This is a genomic window from uncultured Thiohalocapsa sp., assembly GCF_913062725.1.
Classification (GTDB): Bacteria; Pseudomonadota; Gammaproteobacteria; order Chromatiales; family Chromatiaceae; genus Thiohalocapsa.
In genome coordinates this window covers 24143-47634 of sequence record NZ_CAJXWY010000010.1, presented here as the reverse complement: position 1 = coordinate 47634, position 23492 = coordinate 24143, and the positions used below count along the sequence as shown (strand labels likewise).

The 23492-nt window shown below is 66.8% G+C and carries 22 protein-coding genes; 10 read left to right on the top strand and 12 right to left on the bottom strand.

What is annotated here, in order from left to right:
* The first annotated feature begins 46 nt into the window (after positions 1-46).
* The 5 genes from QZ588_RS04195 to speE all read left to right on the top strand — a co-directional run bounded on the left by QZ588_RS04195 (position 47) and on the right by speE (position 5392).
* Complete coding sequence (locus tag QZ588_RS04195) at positions 47-511, top strand: peroxiredoxin (protein ID WP_295540245.1); 465 nt, start codon at positions 47-49, stop codon at positions 509-511.
* Positions 512-691: 180 nt separating this feature from the next.
* The gene (locus tag QZ588_RS04190) at positions 692-3106 is read left to right on the top strand and encodes an ATP-binding protein (protein ID WP_295540244.1); all 2415 of its coding nucleotides are present in this window, start codon (positions 692-694) and stop codon (positions 3104-3106) included.
* 8 nt (positions 3107-3114) lie between these two features.
* Positions 3115-4005, top strand: coding sequence for a response regulator (locus QZ588_RS04185; protein WP_295540243.1), 891 nt, complete (start codon positions 3115-3117; stop codon positions 4003-4005).
* Between the two features lie 102 nt (positions 4006-4107).
* On the top strand, positions 4108-4452 hold the full coding sequence (locus QZ588_RS04180; protein WP_295540241.1) for a metalloregulator ArsR/SmtB family transcription factor: 345 nt from the start codon (positions 4108-4110) through the stop codon (positions 4450-4452).
* 73 nt (positions 4453-4525) lie between these two features.
* Positions 4526-5392 carry a polyamine aminopropyltransferase gene (gene speE / locus QZ588_RS04175; RefSeq protein WP_295540238.1) on the top strand — a complete coding sequence of 289 codons (867 nt, stop codon included), beginning with the start codon at positions 4526-4528 and terminating at the stop codon, positions 5390-5392.
* Positions 5393-5477: 85 nt separating this feature from the next.
* Here the strand turns inward: speE and QZ588_RS04170 are convergent, their stop codons facing one another.
* From QZ588_RS04170 to ilvB, 3 genes are all read right to left on the bottom strand, one after another.
* The gene (locus QZ588_RS04170; protein ID WP_295540237.1) at positions 5478-5780 is read right to left on the bottom strand and encodes a 4a-hydroxytetrahydrobiopterin dehydratase; all 303 of its coding nucleotides are present in this window, start codon (positions 5778-5780) and stop codon (positions 5478-5480) included.
* 199 nt (positions 5781-5979) lie between these two features.
* Positions 5980-6420 (bottom strand): hypothetical protein, encoded by a 441-nt coding sequence (locus QZ588_RS04165; RefSeq protein ID WP_295540236.1) that lies wholly within the window; start codon positions 6418-6420, stop codon positions 5980-5982.
* A gap of 247 nt (positions 6421-6667) precedes the next feature.
* Positions 6668-8410, bottom strand: a complete 1743-nt coding sequence (gene ilvB / locus QZ588_RS04160; RefSeq protein ID WP_295540235.1) for a biosynthetic-type acetolactate synthase large subunit — start codon at positions 8408-8410, stop codon at positions 6668-6670.
* A gap of 130 nt (positions 8411-8540) precedes the next feature.
* Between ilvB and QZ588_RS04155 the strand changes: the two genes are divergently transcribed.
* Positions 8541-9338, top strand: coding sequence for a M90 family metallopeptidase (locus tag QZ588_RS04155; protein ID WP_295540233.1), 798 nt, complete (start codon positions 8541-8543; stop codon positions 9336-9338).
* A gap of 82 nt (positions 9339-9420) precedes the next feature.
* On the opposite strand, the gene QZ588_RS04150 is transcribed toward QZ588_RS04155, so the two are convergent.
* Together QZ588_RS04150 and QZ588_RS04145 are read right to left on the bottom strand one after the other, a co-directional pair.
* On the bottom strand, positions 9421-10140 hold the full coding sequence (locus QZ588_RS04150) for a TIGR02281 family clan AA aspartic protease (protein ID WP_295540231.1): 720 nt from the start codon (positions 10138-10140) through the stop codon (positions 9421-9423).
* Positions 10141-10494: 354 nt separating this feature from the next.
* The gene (locus QZ588_RS04145) at positions 10495-10716 is read right to left on the bottom strand and encodes a hypothetical protein (protein ID WP_295540229.1); all 222 of its coding nucleotides are present in this window, start codon (positions 10714-10716) and stop codon (positions 10495-10497) included.
* Here QZ588_RS04145 and QZ588_RS04140 point away from each other — a divergent pair.
* A complete protein-coding gene (locus QZ588_RS04140; RefSeq protein ID WP_295540228.1) occupies positions 10715-11947 on the top strand; it encodes an acetylornithine transaminase in 1233 nt (410 codons plus the stop codon). The two genes, QZ588_RS04145 and QZ588_RS04140, sit on opposite strands and share 2 nt — an antisense overlap.
* A gap of 105 nt (positions 11948-12052) precedes the next feature.
* Positions 12053-12976 carry an ornithine carbamoyltransferase gene (gene argF / locus QZ588_RS04135; protein ID WP_295540227.1) on the top strand — a complete coding sequence of 308 codons (924 nt, stop codon included), beginning with the start codon at positions 12053-12055 and terminating at the stop codon, positions 12974-12976.
* A gap of 150 nt (positions 12977-13126) precedes the next feature.
* Here the strand turns inward: argF and QZ588_RS04130 are convergent, their stop codons facing one another.
* Positions 13127-13600, bottom strand: a complete 474-nt coding sequence (locus tag QZ588_RS04130; protein WP_295540226.1) for a hypothetical protein — start codon at positions 13598-13600, stop codon at positions 13127-13129.
* Positions 13601-14351: 751 nt separating this feature from the next.
* Here QZ588_RS04130 and QZ588_RS04125 point away from each other — a divergent pair.
* Positions 14352-14891: a hypothetical protein gene (locus QZ588_RS04125; RefSeq protein ID WP_295540225.1), complete on the top strand. Its 540-nt coding sequence runs from the start codon at positions 14352-14354 to the stop codon at positions 14889-14891.
* Positions 14892-15003: 112 nt separating this feature from the next.
* On the opposite strand, the gene QZ588_RS04120 is transcribed toward QZ588_RS04125, so the two are convergent.
* On the bottom strand, positions 15004-15552 hold the full coding sequence (locus QZ588_RS04120) for a Slp family lipoprotein (protein ID WP_295540223.1): 549 nt from the start codon (positions 15550-15552) through the stop codon (positions 15004-15006).
* 437 nt (positions 15553-15989) lie between these two features.
* Between QZ588_RS04120 and QZ588_RS04115 the strand changes: the two genes are divergently transcribed.
* Entirely contained in the window at positions 15990-17822 is a 1833-nt protein-coding gene (locus tag QZ588_RS04115; protein WP_295540222.1) for a cyclic nucleotide-binding domain-containing protein, read from the top strand.
* 202 nt (positions 17823-18024) lie between these two features.
* Here the strand turns inward: QZ588_RS04115 and phbB are convergent, their stop codons facing one another.
* From phbB to QZ588_RS04090, 5 genes are all read right to left on the bottom strand, one after another.
* Positions 18025-18771, bottom strand: coding sequence for an acetoacetyl-CoA reductase (phbB, locus tag QZ588_RS04110; RefSeq protein WP_295540220.1), 747 nt, complete (start codon positions 18769-18771; stop codon positions 18025-18027).
* 222 nt (positions 18772-18993) lie between these two features.
* Entirely contained in the window at positions 18994-19365 is a 372-nt protein-coding gene (locus tag QZ588_RS04105; RefSeq protein ID WP_295540219.1) for a phasin family protein, read from the bottom strand.
* 311 nt (positions 19366-19676) lie between these two features.
* Entirely contained in the window at positions 19677-20378 is a 702-nt protein-coding gene (locus QZ588_RS04100) for a membrane integrity-associated transporter subunit PqiC (RefSeq protein WP_295540217.1), read from the bottom strand.
* A gap of 62 nt (positions 20379-20440) precedes the next feature.
* Positions 20441-22156 (bottom strand): MlaD family protein, encoded by a 1716-nt coding sequence (locus QZ588_RS04095; RefSeq protein WP_295540216.1) that lies wholly within the window; start codon positions 22154-22156, stop codon positions 20441-20443.
* Positions 22119-23399, bottom strand: coding sequence for a paraquat-inducible protein A (locus QZ588_RS04090; RefSeq protein WP_295540214.1), 1281 nt, complete (start codon positions 23397-23399; stop codon positions 22119-22121). The genes QZ588_RS04095 and QZ588_RS04090 overlap by 38 nt, the downstream gene beginning before the upstream one ends.
* Between the last annotated feature and the right edge of the window lie 93 nt (positions 23400-23492).

The window sequence follows — 23492 nt, the reverse complement described above, 5'->3', positions numbered from 1 at the left end:
CGACGCCGGCTTCCGGCGCCCATCACCGCTGACCCAGGGGTAGACTATGCTGCAACCCGGCGATCCGGCACCGCCCTTCTCGCTGCCCGACGCAGACATGGAGCGCGTCGATATCACACGGCTCTGGGCGGAGCGCCACCTCGTGCTTTGTTTTTATCCCAAGGACGACACACCCGGCTGCACCATGGAAGCCCTGGAGTTTACGGACCTGCACGAAGACTTTACCGCCGCAGGCGCAGACATCGTCGGCATCAGCCGCGACACCTGCGCCAGCCATGGTGCCTTCCGCGACAAATACGGTCTCAGTGTCACGCTGCTGGCGGACACCGACGGCGATGTCTGTGACGCCTATGGCGTGTGGCGGGAGAAAGAGAAAAACGGCGTCAAGAAGATGGGCATCGTGCGCTCCACCTTCATCATCGGGCGCGCCGGCATCATTCGCCACGCCCTCTACGATATCAAGCCCAAGGGACACGCCGGGCAGGTGCTGGCGCTCGTGCGCGAGCTTTGAGCCCCAGGGCCGGCATTCTCGCAGCCATCACTGCGCACCGGCGGCCCGAGCACCGGCGCCGGGACACGTCTGCGCAGCTCGTGTGACGGCTGCGGTGTCGGTCGCGCCGAGACAACGACATGACAGGCTGCCGATGCTATTCGTTATCGTAACCGGCTGGTCTTGGTCGTGAGGCTCGGTGTGAAGCTCCGCTACTACATCCTGCTGCTATTGCTGCTGTTCGGTCTGGCGCCGTTGATCGTCGCCGTGCTGATCAACTTGCCGCTGGTGCTGGACCGCACGGCGATGTTTTACCAAAAGGCCTATCTCCAGAACCTACGGGCCGACTTCCGCGATCTCGATCAGCACCTGGCGAGCCGCGACGAGATGATCCGCCTCCTGGCCAAGCTCCCGGAGCCCGGCATGATCCTGGGCGAAACCGGCACCGAAGACGACATCGACCGCGCACGGGCGCGCTACACCGGCTGGATCAATCAAATGCTTCCCGACCAGCTGGACGTGATCCAGATCCTGTTCGTGGACGCCGGTGGCAATGAGCGCTTCTGGCTGCACCGGGACGCCCAAGCCCACGCATGGGAGCCCGCGCAGCTGCCGCCGGAGCCGCCGAGCCGCGGCTTCGTCAACGCCGGGATCAAGCTCAAGCCCGGCGAGGTGATCGTCAGCCGCATCCGCATCAATCCCTACGCCGGCATGGAGGATCCGCGCCAGCTCATGACCCTGCAGTTGGCGAGCCCGGTGGGCGAGCGCAGCGGCAACGACCGACTGCCGCCGGGGCTGCTGTTGATGACCATCGACGTCGGCGGCTTGGCGCAGTATTACCGCGAGACGCTCTGGGTCACCGACGACGGCAGCTACCTGCGCCCGGGCGAGCCGCTGAGTGACGCGGCCACAGCCTTCGACGACTTCCCGGGCCTTGCGCAAATCTTCGACGAAGGCAAGCTCGCGCTCTGGAAGAATCCCAGCGGCCCGCCGCTGCTGTGGGTACCCATGTTCCTCACCGAAGAGGGCGTGCCCCTGTGGGTCGGCCGCCCGGTGGACCCATCCCCCATCGAGCAGTTTCGCGATGCCTTGATGGCACGCGTGCTGTCCATCATCCTGGCGTTGGTCCTGGTGGTCCTGCTCATCGCACGCTGGCTCGCGAACCGCGCCGAGCGCTTCGGCCAAGAGCTCACCAGCGGCGTGGAGTCCATTCTGCGCGACAGTGAGCCCAAGCGCTTCGACTGGAGCGGGCCGCAGGAAGTGCGCGCGCTCGGCCGGCAGCTGAACGCGCTGGCACGCAATCATGCCGAGCATATCGCCACCGAGCGGCAGCATACCCGGGAGCTGGAGCAGTCGAACCGCTACAAATCAGAGTTCCTGGCCAACGTGAGCCACGAGCTGCGCACGCCGCTCAATTCCATCCTCCTGTTGTCCAAGATGCTCGCGGCGCAGGAATCGGGCCTCGACCACGAGCAGCGCCGCCAGGCCCAGGTCATCAACGAGGCCGGCCGCGACCTGCGGACCATGATCGATAACATCCTGGACATTTCGCGCATCGAAGCGGGCCCGGTGACCGTGAGCCTGGAATGGGTGGAGCTCGCGTCCATGCTGAGCGAGCTCGCCGAGATGATGCGTCCGCCCATCGAGCAGAAGGGACTCACGCTGGCGTTGGACATCGCCCCCGAGGCGCCGCAGCGGATCTACACGGACCGCGGCAAGCTGCGCCAGATTCTGAAGAATTTCCTGTCCAATGCGGCAAAATTCACCCACACGGGCGGCGTGAGCATCGTCGTGACCCCGGGCACCGAGGCCCGTCCGCTCGCCATCGCGGTGGTCGATACCGGCATCGGCATTCCGCCCGGCAAAGAGCAGATCATCTTCGAGGCCTTCCAGCAGGCGGACGGTTCCACGCGGCGGCGCTACGGCGGCACCGGGCTCGGGCTCTCCATCAGCCGCGAGCTGGCACAGCTTTTGGATGGCGAGATCCTCGTGGACAGCAGTCTGGGCGAGGGCTCACGGTTCACGCTGCGGCTGCCCACGGCGCTGGACCCGGAAGATCTGGAGGCCGTGGAAATTCTGGAGAAGCGCTCCGCAACCCCGGCACTCGAGCCCGACCAGCCCGCGGTGGCGCCGCCGCTTCAGGCGCCCGTCTTCAGCACCGCGCCAGCGCCGGCGACGGCCGCAGCGCCGCCGGCTCGCCTGGCGGAGAAGCGTTGGGTCTTGCTGGTGGAGCGCGACGTGCAATGCCTGGTGACGGCAACCTCCGAGCTGGAGCGCCTGGGAGTGCGGGTACAGACCGCCGCCGACGCGGACGAGGCGCTGGAAACCCTGTCGGATGAGCGCGACTGCGCGCTGCTGTTGCTCGCCGCGTCGGCGTCAACCGAAGAAAGCTGTGCTAGGATCAACCGAATTAATGAGGGCATGGACGGCGTGCGGCCACCTATCTACATTATCGGTAACCTCGACGAGGGCCAGTGCGCGCGCTGCCGGGCCGCCGGCGCCGATGGGTTCCTCGCCAAGCCGCTGGACGGCCGCGCCGTTGCAGACATCCTGGCGCCGGCGTCGAGGGAACACCTGCGCAACACCAGCGCGGCGGCGGCACGGGATATCGCATGACGGCTGGCATGACAGAGGGCTGCGGTTACAAGATCCTGATCGTCGACGATCACGCGCACAATCTCTATACGCTGCGCACGCTGATCGAGAAGCATCTGGATGCGGCCCGCGTGCTGGAGGCCTCCTCCGGCCGCGAGGCCATCGACTTGACGCTGGAGCACCGGGATATCGATCTCATCATCCTGGACGTGCAGATGCCGGAAATGGACGGCTTCCAAACGGCGTCATTGCTGAAGCTGCGCAAGCGCACCCGCGACGTGCCGATCATCTTCCTCACGGCGGCCTTCAAGTCCGAGGAGTTCCAGCAGCGCGGCTTCGCCGTCGGCGCGGTGGACTATCTGCTCAAGCCCATCGATGACAACCTGTTGATCAACAAGATCAGCACCTATTTCCGGCTCATCGCCAAGGAGCGCGCCCTCAATGTCGCGCTCGAAGAAAAGGTCGCCGAGCGCACCCGCGCGCTGGAGCAGGCGCGCCAGTATCTGGAGAACATCGTCCAGTACATGGGCGAAGCGCTGCTGGTACTCGACGCCGAAGGCGTGATCAAACAGGCCAACCCGGCGGCCTGTGCGATGCTGGACTACCCCGAGCAGGACTTGATCGGGCTGTCCATCGGCGATGTCTTCGAAGAGGAGGGCGACGAAGAGGCCGGCGCCTTCATGGGCACCTGGCTGGAGGCCCTGATCCGCACCGGCGCGCTGGCCAAGATCGAGGCGCGCTTCATCGCCAAGGACGGCAGCCGGGTACCGATCCTGTTCTCGCGCACGGCGGTGAAGGACGCGGCAGGCGAGATCAGTGAGATCATCTGCATCGCCAAGGACATGAGCGGCTATGTCCGGGTCGACGACGAGGCCGCATACCAGAGCCGGGACGGCGACAACCGGGAGGCCCTGTCATGACCCGTCCGCCGCCGCAGGGACGCACCACGACAACGACGATGGATCACGCGGCCCGCAAGCACGGCAGGGGCGCCCACCAAAAGGTAAGCGATGGTTGTAACGATGAACGAGCAACATCCCGCGGATGAGTCCGCGCCACCCTCGCAGGAGGACACCGCTCTGACCGCCATGGCGCTGAAGGCGATGGCGCACCCCCTGCGCTGGAAGATTCTCTGCTCCCTGGGCGAGCGGGAACTATCGGTCGGCGAGATCGTCGAGCGCACCGGCACCTCGCAGAGTAACATCTCCCAGCACCTCGAGCAGCTGCGCAACAAAAACATCGTCGTCGCCCGCAAAGAGGCCAACCGCATTTTCTACCGCATTCGCAACCACCAGTTGCTGGAGCTCATCGGTATCATGCGTGACGTCCTCTGTCCGGCCAACCTCGATGATCGCTATCCGCGTTGAGCACCAACGCCTCGACGATTGCCCCAACCCCCCCCACAGCCAAGCCCCCGACAACCGCCCCGACAACCGCTCTATGCCGACCCTGGACGACAAACACTGGTTCACCGAAGTGGAAGATGGCGCCGGCAGCGCCTTTTCGTTGCGCATCCGGCGCAAGCTGCACGAAGAACGCACCGAGTATCAGACCATCGAGGTCTACGAGACCGAGTATTTCGGCAACCTGATGGTCATCGACGGCTTCACCATGCTCTCCTCGCGCGAGAACTTCCTCTACCACGAGATGCTCGCCCACCCGGTGCTGCTGACCCATCCCGCGCCGAAGCGCGTGTGCATCATCGGCGGCGGCGACTGTGGCACCCTGCGCGAGGTGCTGAAGCATCAGGACGTCGAGCAAGTCACGCAGATCGACATCGACGAGCGCGTCACCCGCGTCGCCGAGCAGTTCTTCCCGGCGCTCACGGCCAGCAATGGCGATCCGCGCGCCAAGCTGCTCTTCGCCGATGGCATTCAGTGGATGGCCGATGCCGAGCCCGGCGGCTTGGACGTGGTCATCGTCGACAGCACCGATCCGGTCGGTCCGGCCCAGGGCCTGTTCACCGCGGACTTCTATAGCGACTGCCGCCGTGCCCTCGCCGACGACGGGCTGCTGGTACAGCAGAGCGAATCTCCGCTGCTCCACCTGGACATCATCGCCAGCATGCACCAAGATCTGCGAACGGCGGGCTTCGGCGCCGTGCGCACCCTGTTCTTCCCACAGGCCATCTATCCCTCGGGCTGGTGGAGCGCCACCATGGCGGCCACCGGCGAGTGCATCCCGGATTTCCGGCGCATCGATGATGCCGGCACGGCGTTGAGCACCACTTACTACAACGCCGATATCCATGCCGCCGCACTGGCGCAGCCGGAGTTCGTGCGCAAACGCCTGGCAGCGCTCGACTAGCGCTCGCACACGCAGATAGGGCCGTGCGCAGCCCCACGGCTCGTGGGGCTGTACGCGAACAGCGCTCACCGCTTTGCGGCGATCATCAGCCGGCGATCGTCTCCATCCGTCCGGCGAGACCGAAGTCCAGCGCAGTGATGCCGCCGGCGTCGTGTGTGGCGAGGTCGACGCGCACGCTGCGGTAGACGTTGAACCACTCGGGGTGATGGTCCATGGACTCCGCCACCAGCGCGGCGCGGGCCATGAAGCCGAAAGCCTCGTTGAAGTCCCTGAACTGGAACTCTTTGTGCAGCTTGCCGTCGACGACCGTCCACGGCACGGACGCAGAGGCGTTGAGGGCGTCCAGGGAGGCCTGGATCTCCTCTGCGGTCAATCTGGTGCGGCTCATCACGATCTCCTGTTTGGACACGATGAGACGGGAAGTTGCCCCGTCGCTGCCCCGCTTCAAGTGGCGCGGGACGACGGGGCTCGCGGCGCGGACGCCGCAGCCCCCTCGCGCGTGCGACTTGTCGCCGGTTGCGTCAGCAGCGACCGCTTCGGCCCGCTTCGCGCTGCGCTCGGCTTGACTGATGGTGCGGGGCTTGCGCTCAAGCGGCTTCGCGCTCTTCCAGTTTGCGGATCAGCGGATACAGGTGCTCGGTCTCGCGCTGGATGCGGTCCAGCACCAGTCCGAACATCTGCTCGGTCTCGCTCAGGAATTCGTCGTGGTCGCGGATGGTGAGCCGGCGGCTCGACTCGCTGCACCAGTCCTTGAGGTATGTGTTGAAGATGCGCTTGATCTCGGTGGAGCCCGAAAGGAAGCGATCGGCGGTGTTCTTGACCGTCTGGTCGGGGTAGGAGATCAGCTTGCCGCACAGCTCCCGATCCACCAGTTCCATGTGCTCCTTGACCTTCCCGGTGTATTCGAAGAAGACATCGCACGCGGTCTCGGTGTCGCACATCTCGCGGCTCTGCACGAGGTAGAGGAAGACGTTCGAGAGCTCGGTGATCTTGTGGTTTTGGGCATGCAGCTTAGAGAAGGCAGTCATTGCGTGGCATCCTCCATCGGAGCGCAGTCGTAGTCTGCGGGCTGTTATGAATGGTGTGCGGGTGCGAGGCAGCCGGTGGGCGGCGCTGGCGCGCCGGGTCCGATTGCCGCTGCGGTCTCGCCCGTCGGCCTGGCCATCAGCATCCGGCACAACGGATGTGTCGGGCAACGGCTAAACCCATGCGAAGTGTAGCCGAATTGGCCAGCCGCCGTCAGGCGCGAACGGCACAAGCTACTGAATCCACGACTCAACGCTCGATCATGGCCGCCAGCCGCTTGCCCGGCGGCACCATCGGAAGCACGTTTTCCGCCTTGTCTACCCAGACATCCACCAACACGGGTCCGGGCTCATCCAGGGCCGCCTGCACGACTTCCCGCAACTGACTCGGCAAACGCACGCGAGCAGTCCTCAGATGCGGATAAACGGCCTCCAAGGCCGCGAGATTCGGCAGCTGGCGGCGGCAGTTCGGATCGACGTTGGTGCAGTCCGCATCACAATCCCACTGCCGCGCCAGGCAGGTCTCGTGGTGATGGCCGTCATCCATCATGTCCTCCCACTGCCGCACCATGCCGAGGAAGCTGTTATTGAGGACGAACATCTTGAGCGGGATGCGGTTGGCGACGACGGTGGCGAGCTCCTGCATGTTCATCTGGAAGCTGCCGTCGCCGTCCACCAGCACCACCGGGTGGTGCGGATTGGCGTACCAGGCGCCGATGGCCGCCGGCAGGCCATAGCCCATGGTGCCGAGCCCGCCGGAGCTGATCCACTGTCGCGGCCGGCTGAAACGATAGTACTGCGCCGCCCACATCTGATGCTGGCCGACGCCGGTGACCACGGTGGCCTGACCATCGGTCAGCTCGGACAGACTGGTGATGACCGCCTGGGGCTTGATGGCGTCGCCCTCAGCGTAGGGCAGGGGCATCTGCTCGCGCCACTGGCGCACGCGCGCCATCCAATCGCTGTGCCGGGCGGCGCGTCCGGACTGAAGCGCATGGGCCAGAAACCGGTCCAGGGACGCCACCAGCGGCAGATCGCACTCGAGGACCTTACGGATCTCACTCGGGTCGATATCCACATGCGCAATGCGCTTGTGCTCGGCGAACCCCTGCACCGCGACGCGATCGTCGAAGCGCCCGCCGAGGGCGAGGATCAGATCCGCCTCGCGCAGCGCATAATTCGCCGGCACGCTGCCGTGCATGCCGGGCATGCCCAGGCTGTAGGGCGAGCCCATGGGCACGGCGCCCAGGGCGTTGAAGGTGGTCGTGACCGGCGTGTCGAAGCGCTCGGCGAAGGTGCAGAGCGCAGCCGCAGCCTCGGCATGAATGATGCCACCGCCGGCCTTGATCACCGGGCGCTCGGCGCCGGCGAGCGCGCGCAGGATGGCGTCGGCGGCGGCGGTATCGAAGGGCACTTGCGGGCGGTGGCGTGTGCGCGGCGGATTGCTCACCGTCAGCGGCGCCATCTGCACATCCTTGCAGATGTCCACCACCACCGGCCCGGGGCGCCCGCCCGCGGCCAGCGCAAAGGCCTCGCGCAACATCCACTCCAGGTCCGCGACGTCTCTGACCAGATAGTTGTGCTTGGAGATGGGTCGGGTGATGCCAACGGTGTCCACCTCCTGGAAGGCATCGCTGCCGATGGCTGCGCTCGGCACTTGGCCGGTGATGAAGACCGTCGGGATGGAATCCTTGTAGGCGTCGGCGATGGGGGTGGTGAGATTGGTGGCGCCGGGCCCCGAGGTGGCGAGCGCCACACCCACGCGTCCACAGGCGCGGGCATAGCCTTCCGCCGCATGGCCGGCGCCCGGCTCCTGGCGGCACATGACCATCCGGGGTACCGGCTCGCGTCGGCGCAGGCGCTTGTTCATCTCCACATGCAGGGGGATCACCGCGCCGCCGGTATGCGCAAACACGACGGCCACGTCGAGCGCCAGCAGCACATCGAAGAGGACGGCGGCGCCGCTGCGGGAGGTGGGATGGGCGTTGGTCATGGCGCTCGCGGCTCGTGGCAGCCTGTGCTGATTCAGGCATGATACGACGCTGATGGCGGCCCGCCATGATGCGGGCCAATACTGCGAGCACCTTGACAGCAGCCGGGACGGCAGGCGGCGCCGGAGCTTGATGAACAACCGTGTCAGCCGATGGTGGCAGCGCCGCCGCCTCGCGCGTGCCCATGCCAACATCGACCCCGCCTTGTGGCCTGATGTCTGCGCCGGGCTGGCGCTGCTGCACGGCTTCGATGACACCAGCCGCAAACGTTTGGTAGACACAGCAGCCCTGTTCCTGCACCAGAAGACCTTCGAGGCCGCCGGCGGTGCCGAGCTGGACCTGCGCACCGGCATGGAGCTGGCGCTGCAGGCGGCACTGCCGGTGCTGGAGCTCGGGCTCGGCTGGTACCAGGGCTGGCACGCGGTGATCGTCTATCCGGACGAGTTCGTGCCCGCCCGCGAGGTGATGGACGAGGACGGCCTGGTGTGGATCGATGACGAGCCCAAGAGTGGCGAAGCTTGGGAGCGCGGTCCCGTGATCCTTTCGCTGACGGACGCCTTGGCCGGGCGCGAGCGCAACGGCTACAACGTCGTCATCCATGAGCTGGCGCACAAGCTGGACCTGCGCGACGGCGCCGCCAACGGGCATCCGCCCCTGCATCGCGGCATGGATGAGGGCTGCTGGACCCGGACCATGCAGCGCGCCTACGGCGACCTGTGCCAGCGCGTGGAGGCGGCCCCGGACCTGTGCGCGGTGGACCCCTATGGCGCAGTCTCGCCGGCCGAATTCTTCGCCGTCGTCAGTGAGCTCTTCTTCGAGCTGCCACACCGGCTGCGGGCCGCTTATCCCGAGGTCTACGCCCAGCTCGCGGCTTTCTATCGCCAAGACCCGGCGCTGCGGCTGCGACCGGTCATTGGGCGGCGCGGCTGAGGGCCGACGCACCGCGCAGGCGCCCGTTCGGTCGCAGGCACCCTGGGTCCTGGCGCCCGGGTGGCCTGGCAGCACCCCCCCGCTACGGGCTGGTCAGGGTCATCCGGTTCGCCTGATCATCGATGGTGAGCTGATAGCGTCCGAGCACGCTCATGCCAAGCAGGCCGGTGGTGCCGAGCTTATCGTCGTCGAGGAACGCGACGGCGACGTCCGTAACCCGCCGGGCGCCGAGCCAGACCGCATCGAGCGTGCCCGTGAGCGCTTGCGTCGTGCCGTTTGCGGTTTGTACCTCACGCTCGCGCAGCGTGCCCACATCCAGGCCCAGGGCAGCGATGAGCGAGGTGGGTAACACCACCGTATCCGCGCCGGTATCGATCAGCATCAGACGCGCCAGGCGGCGCCCGTCCGCGCCTTCCAGGGCCACGCGCACCGAATGCTGATTGCCCTGGCGCACGGTCGGAAGCTCGATCGGCGTCGCCGGTGGCGGCCCGCCGTCCACCGCCACCATTGGCTGCGTTGGCGAGGCGCCGGGCGCAACCGCTCCAAGTACGATGACACGCTCGATACCACCGCGCCCGTCGGCGATGATGATGTGATCGAATCCTTCCAACAGAATCCGCAGCCGTCGCAGCGGATCGCCACGCTCCGACCGACCGATGCGCCCGGCCAGGTGCTCGTCACCGCTCACCACGAAGCCGTGGCTGGCGGCGAGCCGCGAGAGCTCCGTGGCAACCTCGACCTGTCGCGTATCGCTGGCGTGAGTGGGTAGCGCGGGCGCGAGCAGCAACGCAGCGAGCAGCACTGCGATGACGCACGACCTCAACCCCGTCGGAGCCGCTGCGTCGGTTGTTGCCGGCTGGATAACGACTGGCGGGGGACGCCATGGCAGCATCGCTCCGGGCTTCACGACAGCCCCCGCGCGCTGACGCCCGCCGGCCGCCATCCCGCCTGGAGCTTTCGCTGGACGTTGATGTACGCCGGGTATGCCTGCATGGAGCACCAAAAGATCTTGCCCGGACCGCGGCCTGTTCATGCAACCGCCGCCCCCATCGGCCTGCCGCGCCGGGCCGGCGCGACAATCACTTGAGAGCATACCAGGGTGCCCAGGGCACCAGCCATAAGTCGCTGAGGCCCCACGTCGGCCGATGCCGACACCTCATGCGCCGTTGCGACCCCCCGGCAGGATTTGCCTGACTTGACAATGTGCTGATATCCTGCACGGCTTTCTTCTTTCTTGTAGCGATCCGGGCATGGTCGCCGTCGGCGGTGCCGACATCATCGCGACGATGCCGCAGACCGTCAATTCGCAGAGGGCGGCCCGCACCACCACCGGGTCGCCTTTTTCGTTTTCGGCGCCGTCCGGGGTTTCGGTTTTCATGACACAACAGCTGCCTGGCCATCTCGCCGGCCCTCTGATGGCCACCTACAGCCGGCTCCCCGTCAGCTTCGAGCGCGGCGACGGCGCCTGGCTGTGGTCGGTCGACGGCAGACGCTACCTCGATGCACTCTCGGGCATCGCCGTCTGTGGCCTCGGCCACGCCCACCCGGGTGTGCGCGAGGCCATCTGCGAGCAGGCATCCCAACTGGTGCACGTGTCCAATCTCTATCGCATTCCAGCGCAGGAAGCCCTGGGGGATCGCCTGTGCGATGCTGCCGGCATGGAACGGGTGTTCTTCGCCAACTCCGGTGCCGAGGCGAACGAAGCAGCCATCAAGCTCGCTCGCCTGCGGGCGCACGGGCGCGGTATCCAGCGCCCGGAAATCCTCGTGATGGAGAACAGTTTTCACGGCCGCACGTTGGCGACGCTCACGGCGACCGGTAATCGCAAGGCCCAAGCCGGCTTCGAGCCACTGGTCTCCGGTTTCGTGCGCGTCCCCTACGATGACCTCGGCGCCGTGGAGATCGCGGCCGGCAATCGCACCAATATCGTGGCGGTGCTGGTGGAGCCCATTCAGGGCGAAGGCGGTGTGGTCGTGCCCAGCGCCGGCTACCTCGCCGGCCTGCGGGAGCTCTGTGACCGCCACGGCTGGCTGCTGATGCTCGATGAGGTGCAAGCCGGTATGGGTCGCACCGGCAAGCTCTTCGCATACCAGCACGAGGGCATCCGCCCGGATGTCATGACACTCGCCAAGGGCCTCGGCAATGGCGTGCCCATTGGCGCCTGCCTGGCGCGCGGCGAAGCGGCCGACGTGCTCGGGCCGGGCAGTCATGGCTCCACCTTCGGCGGCAACCCGATAGCCTGTCGGGCGGCGCTGGCGGTGCTGGACGCCTTGGCAGCGGACGACCTCCCTGCACACGCCGCCGCCATGGGCGAGCGCATTCGCACTGGTCTGCGCGACGCCCTTGCGGACCTGTCCGGCGTCGTCACCATCCGCGGGCGCGGGCTCATGATCGGCATCGAGCTCGACCGACCCTGTGCCGACCTGGTCGCAACCGCCCTCAGCGCAGGGCTCCTGATCAATGTCACCGCACAACGCGTCGTCCGTCTGCTGCCACCGCTCATCATCGACAATGCCCAGGCGGCGCAGATCGTCGACACCGTGGCGCACATCATTCGCGACTTCCTCTGCGTCGACGCCACCGATGCCGCAATCACCCCAGAGGCCTGAGCCCGACCCGCGGCCGGGTCTGATGCACAACCCAGCGCCGCGCCACCGGACCCCCAGCCCAACGCCCGGCACCCGCTCCGCCCGGTGCCCGCGAGGAAGCCTGCCATGCCCGAGCCGACCCGCCATTTCCTGACCCTGCTCGACCTCAGCGTCGACGAAGCCCGCGCCCTGCTGCGCCGGGCCGTCGCACTCAAGCGCATGCACGCCGACGGGGTCGATTACCGTCCGCTGCGCCACCGCACCCTGGCGATGGTGTTCGAGAAGTCGTCCACCCGCACACGCGTCTCCTTTGAAGCGGGTATGACGCAGTTCGGTGGACACGCCCTGTTCCTGTCGCCGCGGGACACCCAACTGGGCCGCGGCGAGCCCATCGAGGACAGCGCGCGGGTGCTCTCCCGCATGGTCGACGCGGTGATGATCCGCACCTTCGATCACCACAAGGTGGAGCGCTTCGCCGCCCATTCCCGGGTGCCGGTCATCAACGGCCTCACCGACCGCTTTCATCCCTGCCAACTGTTGGCGGATATGCAAACCTACCTGGAGCACCGCGGCGACATCACCGGACGCACGGTCGCTTTCGTGGGCGATGGCAACAACATGTGCCACTCCTACATGAATGCGGCGCGGTTGTTCGACTTCGAGCTGCGCGTGGCATGCCCCGCGGACTTCGCCCCGGATGCGGATCTCCTCGCCGCCACCGGCGGGCGCTGCACCCTACTACGCGACCCGCGGGAGGCGGCGGCCGGTGCCGACCTGGTGGTCACGGACGTCTGGGCCAGCATGGGTCAGGAAAGCGAGCAGGCCGACCGCGCCACGGCCTTCGCCCGCTATTGCGTGGATGCCGGGGTGATGGCCGCCGCCAAGCCCGACGCGTTGTTCATGCACTGCCTGCCCGCACACCGCGGCGAAGAGGTGAGCGCGGACGTCATCGATGGCCCACAGTCGGTGGTCTGGGACGAGGCGGAGAACCGCCTGCATGCACAGAAGGCCCTGCTGGAAATGCTCTTGGCAGGCAGCCCCAACGCCTAGCATCAGGCCACTGATAGCCCGTCCGTGATCATCCCATGACCGTCATCGATGGGCGGTCGGAGCACGCGCGCTGGAGCGCCGGCGCCCAGGCCCATGCCATGCAAGACACATCAGTCCAACGCCGACACCCCAGGACGATGTCCCGGCGGCCTATTCGCCCAGCGTATTGCGGAACTTCCAGATCCGATAGTGCACCCGCCCGCTGGCGCCATCTTCCACGAGCCAGCGGCCATTCTCGAAGGGCAGATCCGTGTTGCGATACTCATGGCAACTGAGCATCGTGTCCGCAAGCGTGTGCCCCGCCAGCGCCAGCTTGGCGTCGAAATACGCCCGTACCGGGGCGCAATCCACCGGACGATACGCATCGGCAAAGCGGGGTGTCAGCTCGCGCGCCGGCATCAGCCGAAGCCAGGCGTCGTAGGCACCGACGATGGTGCCACCGTCCGCTTCGATCTCCACGGCAGCCAGCGGCGTTACGAAGGCGTCTTTGTAGACTTTCTTCGGCTGCGGGGCCGTCGGATCATCACTGCGCGCACACCCACCGGCGCAGGCCAGCGCCACGAGCAAAGCAGCCGCTCGCCGCAGCGGCCGTGCCAGCCGCAGCCGTTGTCGCTCCGATGCCATCGTGCCCAAGGTATCCTCTGAAATCCGGTTGCACAGGTGTGCAGTATCGCAGAACGGCACGACGGTGGCGCAGCGACGGCGGCGACTGGCATTCGGGTGTCGACGCCGCCGCCACGGTCGCGCGACACAGGCTGCGAGGCCGGCGGATCGACTCAGCGCCAGCGCGTGAGCTGCTCGAGGCGATCTTCGGTGGCCACCAGCAGCACGACGAAGCCACCGGCGGCGAGCGCAGACGCGATGCCCGCGAGGGACAGCAAATCGAAACTCATGACAGTTCTCCAGAGGTTGCGTGATTCAAGGACTGACGCGGCGCCGCGTTTATCGTCGGCGCTTCGTACTCTGGCTACCATCTTCCTCGGAAACCGTTATCCGAGTGTTTCACTACAGTACCACTTTGCAACAAATTACGACATATACGCATCAGCGCTGTAGTCATCTTGCAACAAATAGCCAAAACGGCCGGCGGCGACTGCGGCGACCCAGACGGGCGGATCAGCCCTCACCAGACAACCGTCGACCCCATCCCGCAGCCCACGTTGCTATCCCCAGGACCAGATCATGGCCCGCCACCAACCGACCCGGGGGCTTGGGTGGCCGCTGGCGGACGCTCGAGCGCAGACATGCCGCCCCAGGCCGACAGACACCTCTCCACGGCGCCCGGCGTCAGCCGCTATCCAACCCAACAACCGACGCGCCCGGGACGACGGGTATACTCTGGGGCCTGCACAGTCATCATCCGCGAACAGCCGTCATGCGCTTCCAAGTCAGCCGCCAAGACATCAAGCGCGCCAATGTGCCGCACGAGATCTTCCTCACCAACCTCATCGGCAACCACATCCTGATGGCGGTTGCCGCTGGTGGCGTCGCCGGAAGCTTTCCGTGGGTCATGGCGCTGATCCCGGCCATCTCCTTCGCCATGCTCAGCTATATCCTGTGGCGGGCACATCGGGCCGTCGGCCGAGACCCCTGGTACGTCATGTGTCACTGGCAGGTGTGCGCGCGCCGCAGCCGGCTGTTCATTGTGATGCTGGCGCTGCTGCTCGCGGCCGTTGCGCTGGCATGGGCAAGCCATGTCTACGGCGGCATGATGAAGGAGGCCGCGATTGCGCTGGTCGCCGGCGTTGGCATCCTGCCGGTGATGGTCACGGTACTGGTGCTGATCATCGTCGAATCCGATGCGCTCTATCACGCCAGCCAGGCGAAACTGCCGTCCTGGGTGGTGGAGCGCTTCCCGAATCCGGACGCCATCGTCATCGAAGAGACGGCGCCCGCCGCCGCAACGCGATCCTAAGACGGTTGTGTCCCGCTCGGGCTTGCGACTCCGGTGCAACACCACAAGGCAGACGCCGCATGCTCTCAAGCGCGTGATCAGGGTGTATCCCGTGACGCGCAGGCCACGAGCACTAGAACCGAATACCGACGCCGCCGCCACTCCAGCCGCGGCCGCCGCCGACACCGATACTGATCCAGGGCCGCACGCGGGTCCCGGCGCCGCCGACGGCGTCTTCGCGCTCGGGCCAGATCCGGGGTGCCGCATCCTCGAGCACCGGCAAGCGATAGTCGGCTTCGCCGATGCGCCCATCCACGATGGCGATGATGCGCCCGCTGGCGGTGATGCGCCGCCCCGGCGTCAGATCCGCGGTCTCGAGATAACCGGGTCGGCGGACGATGAAACGTCCCTGCGCCGGCTGACGCAGCAAGGGCCGGGCGCAAGCGTCCAGCGGATAGGCCAGCACCTCCAGGTCCGTCGCATCCGCCCGGTGACGCGCGGATACCAGCGTCCCGCCCCAGGTGATCGCCTCGCCCACGTCATCACCTTGCGCGGCGACCACGGCTGGGGTCAGCGCACGATCGCCGATCGGCGCGCGGCAATGGCCCGGGCCGGTGCTGGCGCAACCGGCGGTGAGCAGGGTTGCTGCGAGAATTGGCGCGAGCATCTGGAGTCGGGACATGCGAGACGGCCTCGGGCCGGCGGCTGTCCGACCGATCGGTTGGCAGGGGGCACGGCGCGCCCATGTCAGGGCGCACCACGGATCACACGCCGGGCCGGCTTGCGGTAAAGTGCCGCAGCGCCTGGCACGCGGCGCCTGTCTTCCGCCCATTTTAGCGCGCCCGCAACCAACGCAGACTTCCCGCACGATTGCCGGGACCAAGGCCCGAACGGTCCGATCCTGTTGACCAATCGCATCTCGGTTTTCGGCTTCTGCGGGCTGGGTAACGGATGGCGGGGGTCTCGACAGCAGGGATGCTGTCGTGAAGCCTACAGGGACGTATCCACGGCGTCCCCCGCCAGCCGCTACCCAGCCCGCTGGCGCCTGCGCCGGACATTGACATCCGCCGGGTATCTCCCACCCGGCCCCATCGACTCTTCTCTACAGACTGTCCAGCCATGCCCTTCGACTCGGTGCTGCTATCGGCCCTGGCATTCGGACTCATCAGCGCCGCCACGCTGCCGGTGGGAGCGGCGGTGGGCGTGCTCTGGCGGCCGCCGGATCGCATCATGGCCTTTCTCCTCGCCTTCGGCGGTGGTGCCCTGCTGGCGGCGCTGACCATCGATCTCATCGCCCCGGGGGTGGACCGCGGGCACTTCTTCGATCTCGCGCTCGGCGCCGTCATCGGCGGCACCCTGTTCAAGCTGTTGGATTGGGCCGTCAACCGCCAGGGGGGCTATTTGCGCAAGCCGTCCACCGCCCTCAATTTTTGGCGTAGCCAGGCGCGCCGGCGACTGCGACGCGTGCTCGCCGGTATTCGCCGTATCCCCGCACTCGCGGCGCTGTCGTCGCCGACGCTCGACCGGCTGCTCGCCATCGTGCAGATCCAGGAGGTTCCAGCGCATCGCTGTCTCTACCGTACCGATGATCCGCCGAGCTACATGTATGTGATCCTCGATGGCGCGGTGGAACTGAGCGATCCCAGCGCCGGTGGTCGGGTGTTCGAGCATCTCGGGCGCCATGACGCCTTCGGGCGCATGAGCTTCATTGCGAATCTGCCCCGGGCCACCGAGGCGCATACGGTGGCCGATACCAAGCTGTTGTTGATCCCGCGGGAGGGATTCATGCGCCTGGTGTCCGATTGCTCAGAACTGCGCGCGGTGCTCGGCGGCCTGCTGCGGGAGGCGGAACTGACCCAATACCTGCGCGAGCGCCACCGGCTGACGGATGCTGCCATTGCGCGCTGGCGCGAGGCAGCGCTCACAGAGCTCGACACCGAGGGCGCTTATGACCCCCCCATCGAGCCCGAGCCGATCACCGAAGCGCCGGTGGAGCTCATGCGCGATGAGCCGCGACTCGGGTTCTTCCCGGGTTTGTCGGAGACAACGCTACAACGCATCGCCGCCCGGCTGGTGCACAAGCACGCGCCAGACGGCTATAACTTCTTCCACCGGGGCCAGCCGGCGGAGCGCCTGTACCTGCTACGCCGCGGTACCGTCTACCTGTTCGATCAGGATCAACGCAGTCGGCGCCCGCAGGTGGTGGAGGCCGGCGAGGGCTTCGGCGGCTTCGCCTTTTTCACCGTGGGGCCACATGCCGTGACCGCGGTGGCACACGACGCCGTCGAGGTCTCCGAGCTCAGGCGGCGGGATTTCGAGCAGCTGTTGGCGCAGTTGCCGGAGCTGCGCGCACGCCTCGCAGACTATCTCAAGCGCAATCCCGTGCGCGCCTATCTCACCGAGCAGCAACACCTGGGTGCCAGGCGCGCCGCCGCCTGGATGGACCGGGCGGCCAAGCGCGTCGCCGGCGGTCATGTCATGCCCTCGTTATCGGAAATGACCCGGCAGGTAGCGGGGCACAAGGGCGCCGCCGTGGCCATGTACCTGGGCATGACCCTCGACGGCATCCCCGAGTCCTTCGTCATCGGCGCCAATGTGCTCATCACCGGCGGCATCAGCCTGTCGCTGCTCGGCGGGCTCTTCCTGGCCAATCTGCCGGAGGCGCTCTCGAGCGCCGCCGGCATGAAGGAACAGGGACTTGGGGTGGCGCGTATCCTTACCATGTGGACCAGTCTGATGCTGATGACCGGCGTCGGCGCGGCGCTCGGCGCCGTCCTGCTGGCGGATGCCTCGGCGGGGGTCTTCGCACTCATCGAGGGCATCGCCGCCGGCGCCATGCTCACCATGGTGGCGGAGACCATGCTACCCGAGGCCTTTCACAAAGGCGGCGGTGTGGTGGGCCTGTCCACCTTGACGGGGTTCTTGTTGGCGATTTACTTCAATACGCTTTGAGGCCGGGCCAGCGAAGGCGATGTGATCGGGTCAAAGCGCACTAAAAAAAGCCCGGCGGGGCGCCGGGCAGAGGAACGTCTCATCAGAGAGAGACGAGGAGGACCCATTCGCGACAGCGCCGGTGCAGCGGCGGATGACGACACGCGCGCCGACAGGTCACCGGGCCACCGCCGGCGCTTCGTGCCTGCGGTGGCGGCCGGCGTCAGTGCATGAAGAGACCGCCGTTCACCGGCAGATTGGCGCCGGTGACATAGCCGTTCTCGTCGGCGACCAGGAAGGCCACGGCGCTCGCGATTTCCTCGGGCTTGCCCATGCGGCGCATGGGCACGCCGGCCACGATCGCCTCGCGCACATCATCGCGCATGGCCAGGGTCATGGCCGTCTCCACATAGCCGGGTGACACGGTGTTCACGGTGATGCCCTTGGCGGCGCCTTCCTGTGCCAGGCTCATGGTGAAGCCATGCATGCCGGCCTTCGCCGTCGCATAGTTGGTTTGACCAAACTGCCCGCGCTGACCGTTGACCGAGGAGATGTTGATCACACGGCCGAAGCCCGCCGCCAACATGCCTTCCCAAACGTTACGGGTGACGTTGTAGACGCTGTTGAGATTGACGTCGATGACCGCCCGCCAGGCGTCTTCGTCCAGCTTCTTGAACGTCTTGTCCCGGGTGATGCCGGCGCAATTCACCAACACGGCCACGGCGCCGTGCTGCCCCTGGATGTCATCGATCATCCGCTTACTATCCTCGAACGAGGACACGTCGCCGGCGATGGTGTCGATGTCGAACCCCAAGCCCGCCTGGTCATTCTTCCAGGCCTCGGCAGCCTCCTGCTCCGATGGATGATGGTTGGCGAAAACGCGGAACCCGTCCCGCGCCAGGCGCTGGCAAATGGCGGTGCCAATTCCGCCGATGCCGCCCGTCACCAGTGCAACGCGCGCTGTTGTCATAATCGCTTCTCGCTGTTGTTGGTCTGTCTGCTCCTGATGCGTCTCGGCCGCGGACAGAGGCAATACCCCGGTGTCGGAGCCATTCGGCTCGGCCGGGGACGGTAAGCCCGCAGCGGACGCAGCGGGCATCCCTGCCGCACCCGCCGCGCCGGTTGCCGACCGAGGGTCGGCGCTGCGGCCTGAATTCAGGCCGGCATCTGTCCCGGTGCGCGGGCTGCTCCTTCAGGCCGTAACGGCGTTACGAACAGCACTGTTACCTTCTTTGATGTCGGCCATTGCCGCGTCGAGCCAGCCGCGGTAGTCGTCGCGGATCTCGCCGGCCATGGCCATGGTGGTCTTGGACTCGGCCATGAGCTTCTCGCTCATCTCGCGCGCCATATCCACTTGGCCCTTATAGAGCTCGCTGTAGCCCTTGGCCTCGGTGGCCAGCTTCATCATGCGCACACCCTGCTCCATGAACAGGCTCATGACGTCCATCTGTCGGCTGGCCATGCGCTCGGCCACTTTCAGGTTCAGCTCGCCAAGGGCGTTCATGCGCTCGACGTTCTGGTTGGTGAGGTCGTTGTAGGTCTTCATAGCGTCTTGGGTGCTCATCTCAATGCTCCGGTCATTCGCTGGCGCGAGGGCCATATGGGTTACTGGTTGCGTGCCTGCCGCCGGTACCCCCGCGGCCCGGGTTGCTGCAGTGCAGCAATTGTTGCAGTGCACAATAGTCGCCCGAATCGGTGCTGTCAAGGGGTCCGGCGAGATTTTGTTGCAGCGCACAAAAACGCCCGGGATCGCATCCCAGCCGTCGCGGCCGCGCGCGTGCGGCGCTGTGGCGTCAGGCGGCCCCCGCCGCCGTGCCGAGCGCAGCAGGGCTTGCGATCATGGGAGATCGCGGCACCGGCGACCCAGCGCGTGGGCTATCTGTCGGGAGTCGCTGCGGCGGTCTCGGCGGATGCCGGCCGCGGCTTGGAGAGGCCCTCGAGCACGGCGGCCACATCCCGGCTGAACGTGCCCAGACACTCGCTGAGGGCCGCCACGACCGCCGCATAGCGCGCTTGCTGGTTGGCTGCGTCGGTTGTTGCAGGGGCGACGCGAAACGGGCAACGGTAGGCGTCTTCGCGGGCGATGTAGCTGCGGCGCAAGCGCTCATCGGTCACCGACCAGCGCACCTTGAGCACCGCATTGCCATCGGCGGCGCCCTCGAAAGACAGCACCTGCGCCGGGAGCCGATAATCCGGGGTCATCCGGGACTCCGACGGGAACAGCGCCACCCGGGAACTGTCCAGCAGGTAAGCGAGGTTTTCGCCCCAAACACGCAGGAAGTCATCCTGGACGGTGCCGCCCCAGCGGTGGAACTCGTCCACCACCAGTCGGTTGGCGCCGTCACGGGTGACGATCTGCGGGCGGTCGAGGAACTGGGGAAAGCTCACGGGACCGAGCCCCACGGCGATGTCGCCGTTGCTGACATCGCCGGCGCTGCCGGCGGCCGCGGGCAGCGGCGTCAGGGTGTAGAAGGACGACGGCGGCGTGGTGGCGCAGCCGGCAAGCACCAACACCAGCGCCGCCGCCACCAACAGCCAAAGACCATAACGCCGGCGTCGTCCGACTCCACGGCACATCGCGTCACCACCGCGGGCGCCGGCGCGCCCCCTTGCGATCCTTTCCAACCACAGCACCAACATCAGCGTCCGCCTCCTTTGCCCTGGATGAGGGCCTCGGGGTGTCGTTCGAGATAGTCCGCCATGACGCGCAGCGAGCGCGCCGCCCCACTGACCTCACGCATTGTACGCACCGCTTCCACCGACAGCGGCGCATCCGGCCCGATCAATTCGTTGGTATTCGCGAGCATGGCTTCGGCTTCGTCCAGGGTGCCGCGCAACCGCTCGAGCACGGCATCGAGCTGCGGTGCGAGCGCCGTATTGAGCTGCGCCGCGAGCGCGCGCACCTGACCAAGCGCGGCATTCAGCTCGGCGACGGCGTCGCTGAGCGCCGCCGAGTCGAGGAGCTTGCGTGCGCCGGCGAGCGTGCCCTGCAAGTCCTCGCCGATGGCTTCGATGGGCAGCGCATCCACCTTGTCCAGAATGGCTGCCACCTTGTTCGTCACCGCCTCCAGTGGTGTGGGCAGTGTCGGCAGCACGGTATGACCATCGCGTCGTGACAAGGACGCCGACGGCGCATCGGGGTGGAAGTCCAGATCCACGTAGAGGGCCCCCGTCAGCAGATTGCCAGTCTTGAGCTGGGCGCGCAGGCCGTTGCGCACGAGCTCACCCAACACATGCGAGTCCTGCGTGAGCGGCACGCGCCGTGATCCGCCGAGGCCGATGCGCTCCGGCTCCACCTCCACCAATACCGAGATGACGAAATCCAAGGCCTGTTCATCGAACTTGAGCGCAATATCCACCACGCGGCCGATCTGGATGCCGCGCAGGGATACCGGCGCACCGTCGTTGAGCCCCCGCACCGAGCCCCGAAAGACCAGGAGATAGCGCTCCTTATAAAGCGACATCGGCTCCTGGGCGGCGCCGCGGTTGGCGTAGAGCGGAAAGACGCGATCCGCCGGCGCCCGGGTATCCGTGGCCGCGAGATCATCCGGCGTATCGAAGGCGACGCCGCCCACCAGCAAGGACACCAGTGACTGAGTGTCCAGGGTGACACCGTCGGCGCCGAGCTTGAGATCGATGCCACTCGCATTCCAGAACCGCGTATTCGTGTGTACCAGCTTGTCGTGCGGGCTGTCGATGAAGACGTCGATGGTCACGGTACCGCCGTCGTCATCGAGCTGATAGTCGATCACCTGCCCCACCTGGATGCGCCGGTAGTACACCGGTGCACCGGGATTCAGCGAGCCCAGGGTGTCCGAGCGCAGCCGAAAGCGCCGCCCGGGCGTGTCCGTGGTGATGACGGGCGGGTTGGCCAGCCCCTGGAAGTGGCGGCGCTGCTTGGCGCTCGTGCCCGGATCCACCGCCACGAAGGCGCCCGAGAGCAGCGTCTCGAGCCCGCTCACCTGGCTCGCGGTGATGCGCGGGCGCGCCACCCAAAAGCGCGTATCCGCGGCGAGAAACCGCTCACTGCCGTGACGCAGCTCGGCGGTGACCACAATGTGGTCGAGCTTGGTGCTGACGTCGATCCGGCTGACGGTGCCGATGTCCACGTCCTTGTACTTGACTTTGGTCTTACCCGCCTGCAGCCCGGCGGCGTTGGCAAAGTCGATGGTGATGGTGGGCCCGCGCTCGGCGAGGGTCTTCACCACCAGCCAGCCGCCCACCGCCAGGGCGATGACAGGCAACAGCCACACCAGCGACGGGCGCTTGCGCCGCACCACCCGCGCCCGCGGCAGCGCCTGCGTGGCACCCTCGGCGTCAGCCGGCGTTGGATCGGACCGTTGCAGCTCCGTCATGCTCCTGCTCCAGTGCGTCCCAGATGAGCCTGGGGTCGAATGACATGGCCGCGAACATGGTGAGGATCACCACGGCGCAGAAGAACACCGCCCCCGCCCGCGCCTCGATGCTGGCCAGATTGCCGAGCCGCACCAGGGCCACCAGGATGGTCACCACATAGACATCCACCATGGACCAGCGGCCGATGGCCTCGGTGATGCGGTAGAGCTTGGTGCGCTCGTGCGGGCGCCAGCGCGAGCGCAGTTGCACCGACAGCAACAGGAACATCAGGCTCAAGAGCTTCAGAAGCGGCACAAAGATACTTGCTGTGAATAAGATAATCGCGAGCGGCCACATACCGTGATGCAGCAGAAAGAGCACTCCGCTCAAAATGGTGTCCGCCTGAGTCTTACCGAGGGAGGTGACGGACATTACCGGATACAGGTTGGCCGGCAGGTAGCACAGGGCGGCGGCGATCACCAGCGCCCACGTGCGCTGCAGACTCTCGGGCTTGCGCCGGTGCAGCACGTCGGTGCAGCGCGGGCAGCGCGATCGCCCGCGGGCATCCAGATCCACGGCGGCCACGGGCACCACCAGCTCGCAGACATCGCAGGCGACCACCGCCTCACGCGCGTTGGGCAGGTGGCGCACCTCGGGCCGCAGCGGGACGCGTTCCCAGACCGCGTCCGGGTCCAGCGCCGCCTGCGCCGCCGCCAGCACGAAGATCAGCAGCAGGAAAGCGAACAGCGACAGACCGGGCACGATATGGGCCATGTCCGTCAGCTTCACGACGGACACCAGGATACCGATCATGAACACATCTATCATGCCCCAGGGCAGCAGGCGCTTGAACCAGCGGAACAGGGTCGGGAAGCCCGGCGGCAGCCGCCCACCCCATTTCAGCGGTGCCAGCACCACCAGCAACAGCGCCAACTGCAGACCCGGGGCCAGGATGCTGGTAAACAGCACCACCGCGGCCACCTCGCCCTTGCCCTGCGCCGCCAGATCCCACACGCCGGTCATCAGGGTGGTCTCGGTGATACGCCCCCGCATCTCGAACGACAGGAACGGAAAGGCGTTGGCAATGGCGAACAACACCAGGCCGGTGATGGTGAGTGCCAGCGTGCGGTCGACGCTGTTGGGGCGGTCACGGTGCAGGGTATGACCGCAGCGTGCGCAGCAGGACGTGCCGCCCGGCGGCAGCGGCGGGCTCTGCTGCAACAGATCGCACTCGGGGCAGAGGGTCGGGGCATCCGCGGACATGGCGAGGGAGTATACGCGGGGCAGGCTTGGGCACTGCCCGGGGACAATGTCATGACCCCGATGGCATGCAGTTGGTATCGTGAAGGTTCAATC

What these genes read in the sequence shown, in the direction of transcription:
- QZ588_RS04115 (WP_295540222.1), top strand. Translation starts at nt 15,990, where the DNA reads ATGCCCTTCGACTCGGTGCTGCTATCGGCCCTGGCATTCGGACTCATC.
- speE (WP_295540238.1), top strand. Translation starts at nt 4,526, where the DNA reads ATGCCGACCCTGGACGACAAACACTGGTTCACCGAAGTGGAAGATGGC.
- QZ588_RS04180 (WP_295540241.1), top strand. Translation starts at nt 4,108, where the DNA reads ATGAACGAGCAACATCCCGCGGATGAGTCCGCGCCACCCTCGCAGGAG.
- QZ588_RS04105 (WP_295540219.1), bottom strand. Translation starts at nt 19,365, where the DNA reads ATGAGCACCCAAGACGCTATGAAGACCTACAACGACCTCACCAACCAG.
- QZ588_RS04130 (WP_295540226.1), bottom strand. Translation starts at nt 13,600, where the DNA reads ATGGCATCGGAGCGACAACGGCTGCGGCTGGCACGGCCGCTGCGGCGA.
- QZ588_RS04145 (WP_295540229.1), bottom strand. Translation starts at nt 10,716, where the DNA reads ATGAAAACCGAAACCCCGGACGGCGCCGAAAACGAAAAAGGCGACCCG.
- phbB (WP_295540220.1), bottom strand. Translation starts at nt 18,771, where the DNA reads ATGACAACAGCGCGCGTTGCACTGGTGACGGGCGGCATCGGCGGAATT.
- QZ588_RS04100 (WP_295540217.1), bottom strand. Translation starts at nt 20,378, where the DNA reads ATGTGCCGTGGAGTCGGACGACGCCGGCGTTATGGTCTTTGGCTGTTG.
- QZ588_RS04095 (WP_295540216.1), bottom strand. Translation starts at nt 22,156, where the DNA reads ATGACGGAGCTGCAACGGTCCGATCCAACGCCGGCTGACGCCGAGGGT.
- QZ588_RS04120 (WP_295540223.1), bottom strand. Translation starts at nt 15,552, where the DNA reads ATGTCCCGACTCCAGATGCTCGCGCCAATTCTCGCAGCAACCCTGCTC.
- QZ588_RS04090 (WP_295540214.1), bottom strand. Translation starts at nt 23,399, where the DNA reads ATGTCCGCGGATGCCCCGACCCTCTGCCCCGAGTGCGATCTGTTGCAG.
- QZ588_RS04170 (WP_295540237.1), bottom strand. Translation starts at nt 5,780, where the DNA reads ATGAGCCGCACCAGATTGACCGCAGAGGAGATCCAGGCCTCCCTGGAC.
- QZ588_RS04185 (WP_295540243.1), top strand. Translation starts at nt 3,115, where the DNA reads ATGACAGAGGGCTGCGGTTACAAGATCCTGATCGTCGACGATCACGCG.
- QZ588_RS04140 (WP_295540228.1), top strand. Translation starts at nt 10,715, where the DNA reads ATGACACAACAGCTGCCTGGCCATCTCGCCGGCCCTCTGATGGCCACC.
- QZ588_RS04155 (WP_295540233.1), top strand. Translation starts at nt 8,541, where the DNA reads ATGAACAACCGTGTCAGCCGATGGTGGCAGCGCCGCCGCCTCGCGCGT.
- argF (WP_295540227.1), top strand. Translation starts at nt 12,053, where the DNA reads ATGCCCGAGCCGACCCGCCATTTCCTGACCCTGCTCGACCTCAGCGTC.
- QZ588_RS04195 (WP_295540245.1), top strand. Translation starts at nt 47, where the DNA reads ATGCTGCAACCCGGCGATCCGGCACCGCCCTTCTCGCTGCCCGACGCA.
- QZ588_RS04165 (WP_295540236.1), bottom strand. Translation starts at nt 6,420, where the DNA reads ATGACTGCCTTCTCTAAGCTGCATGCCCAAAACCACAAGATCACCGAG.
- QZ588_RS04125 (WP_295540225.1), top strand. Translation starts at nt 14,352, where the DNA reads ATGCGCTTCCAAGTCAGCCGCCAAGACATCAAGCGCGCCAATGTGCCG.
- ilvB (WP_295540235.1), bottom strand. Translation starts at nt 8,410, where the DNA reads ATGACCAACGCCCATCCCACCTCCCGCAGCGGCGCCGCCGTCCTCTTC.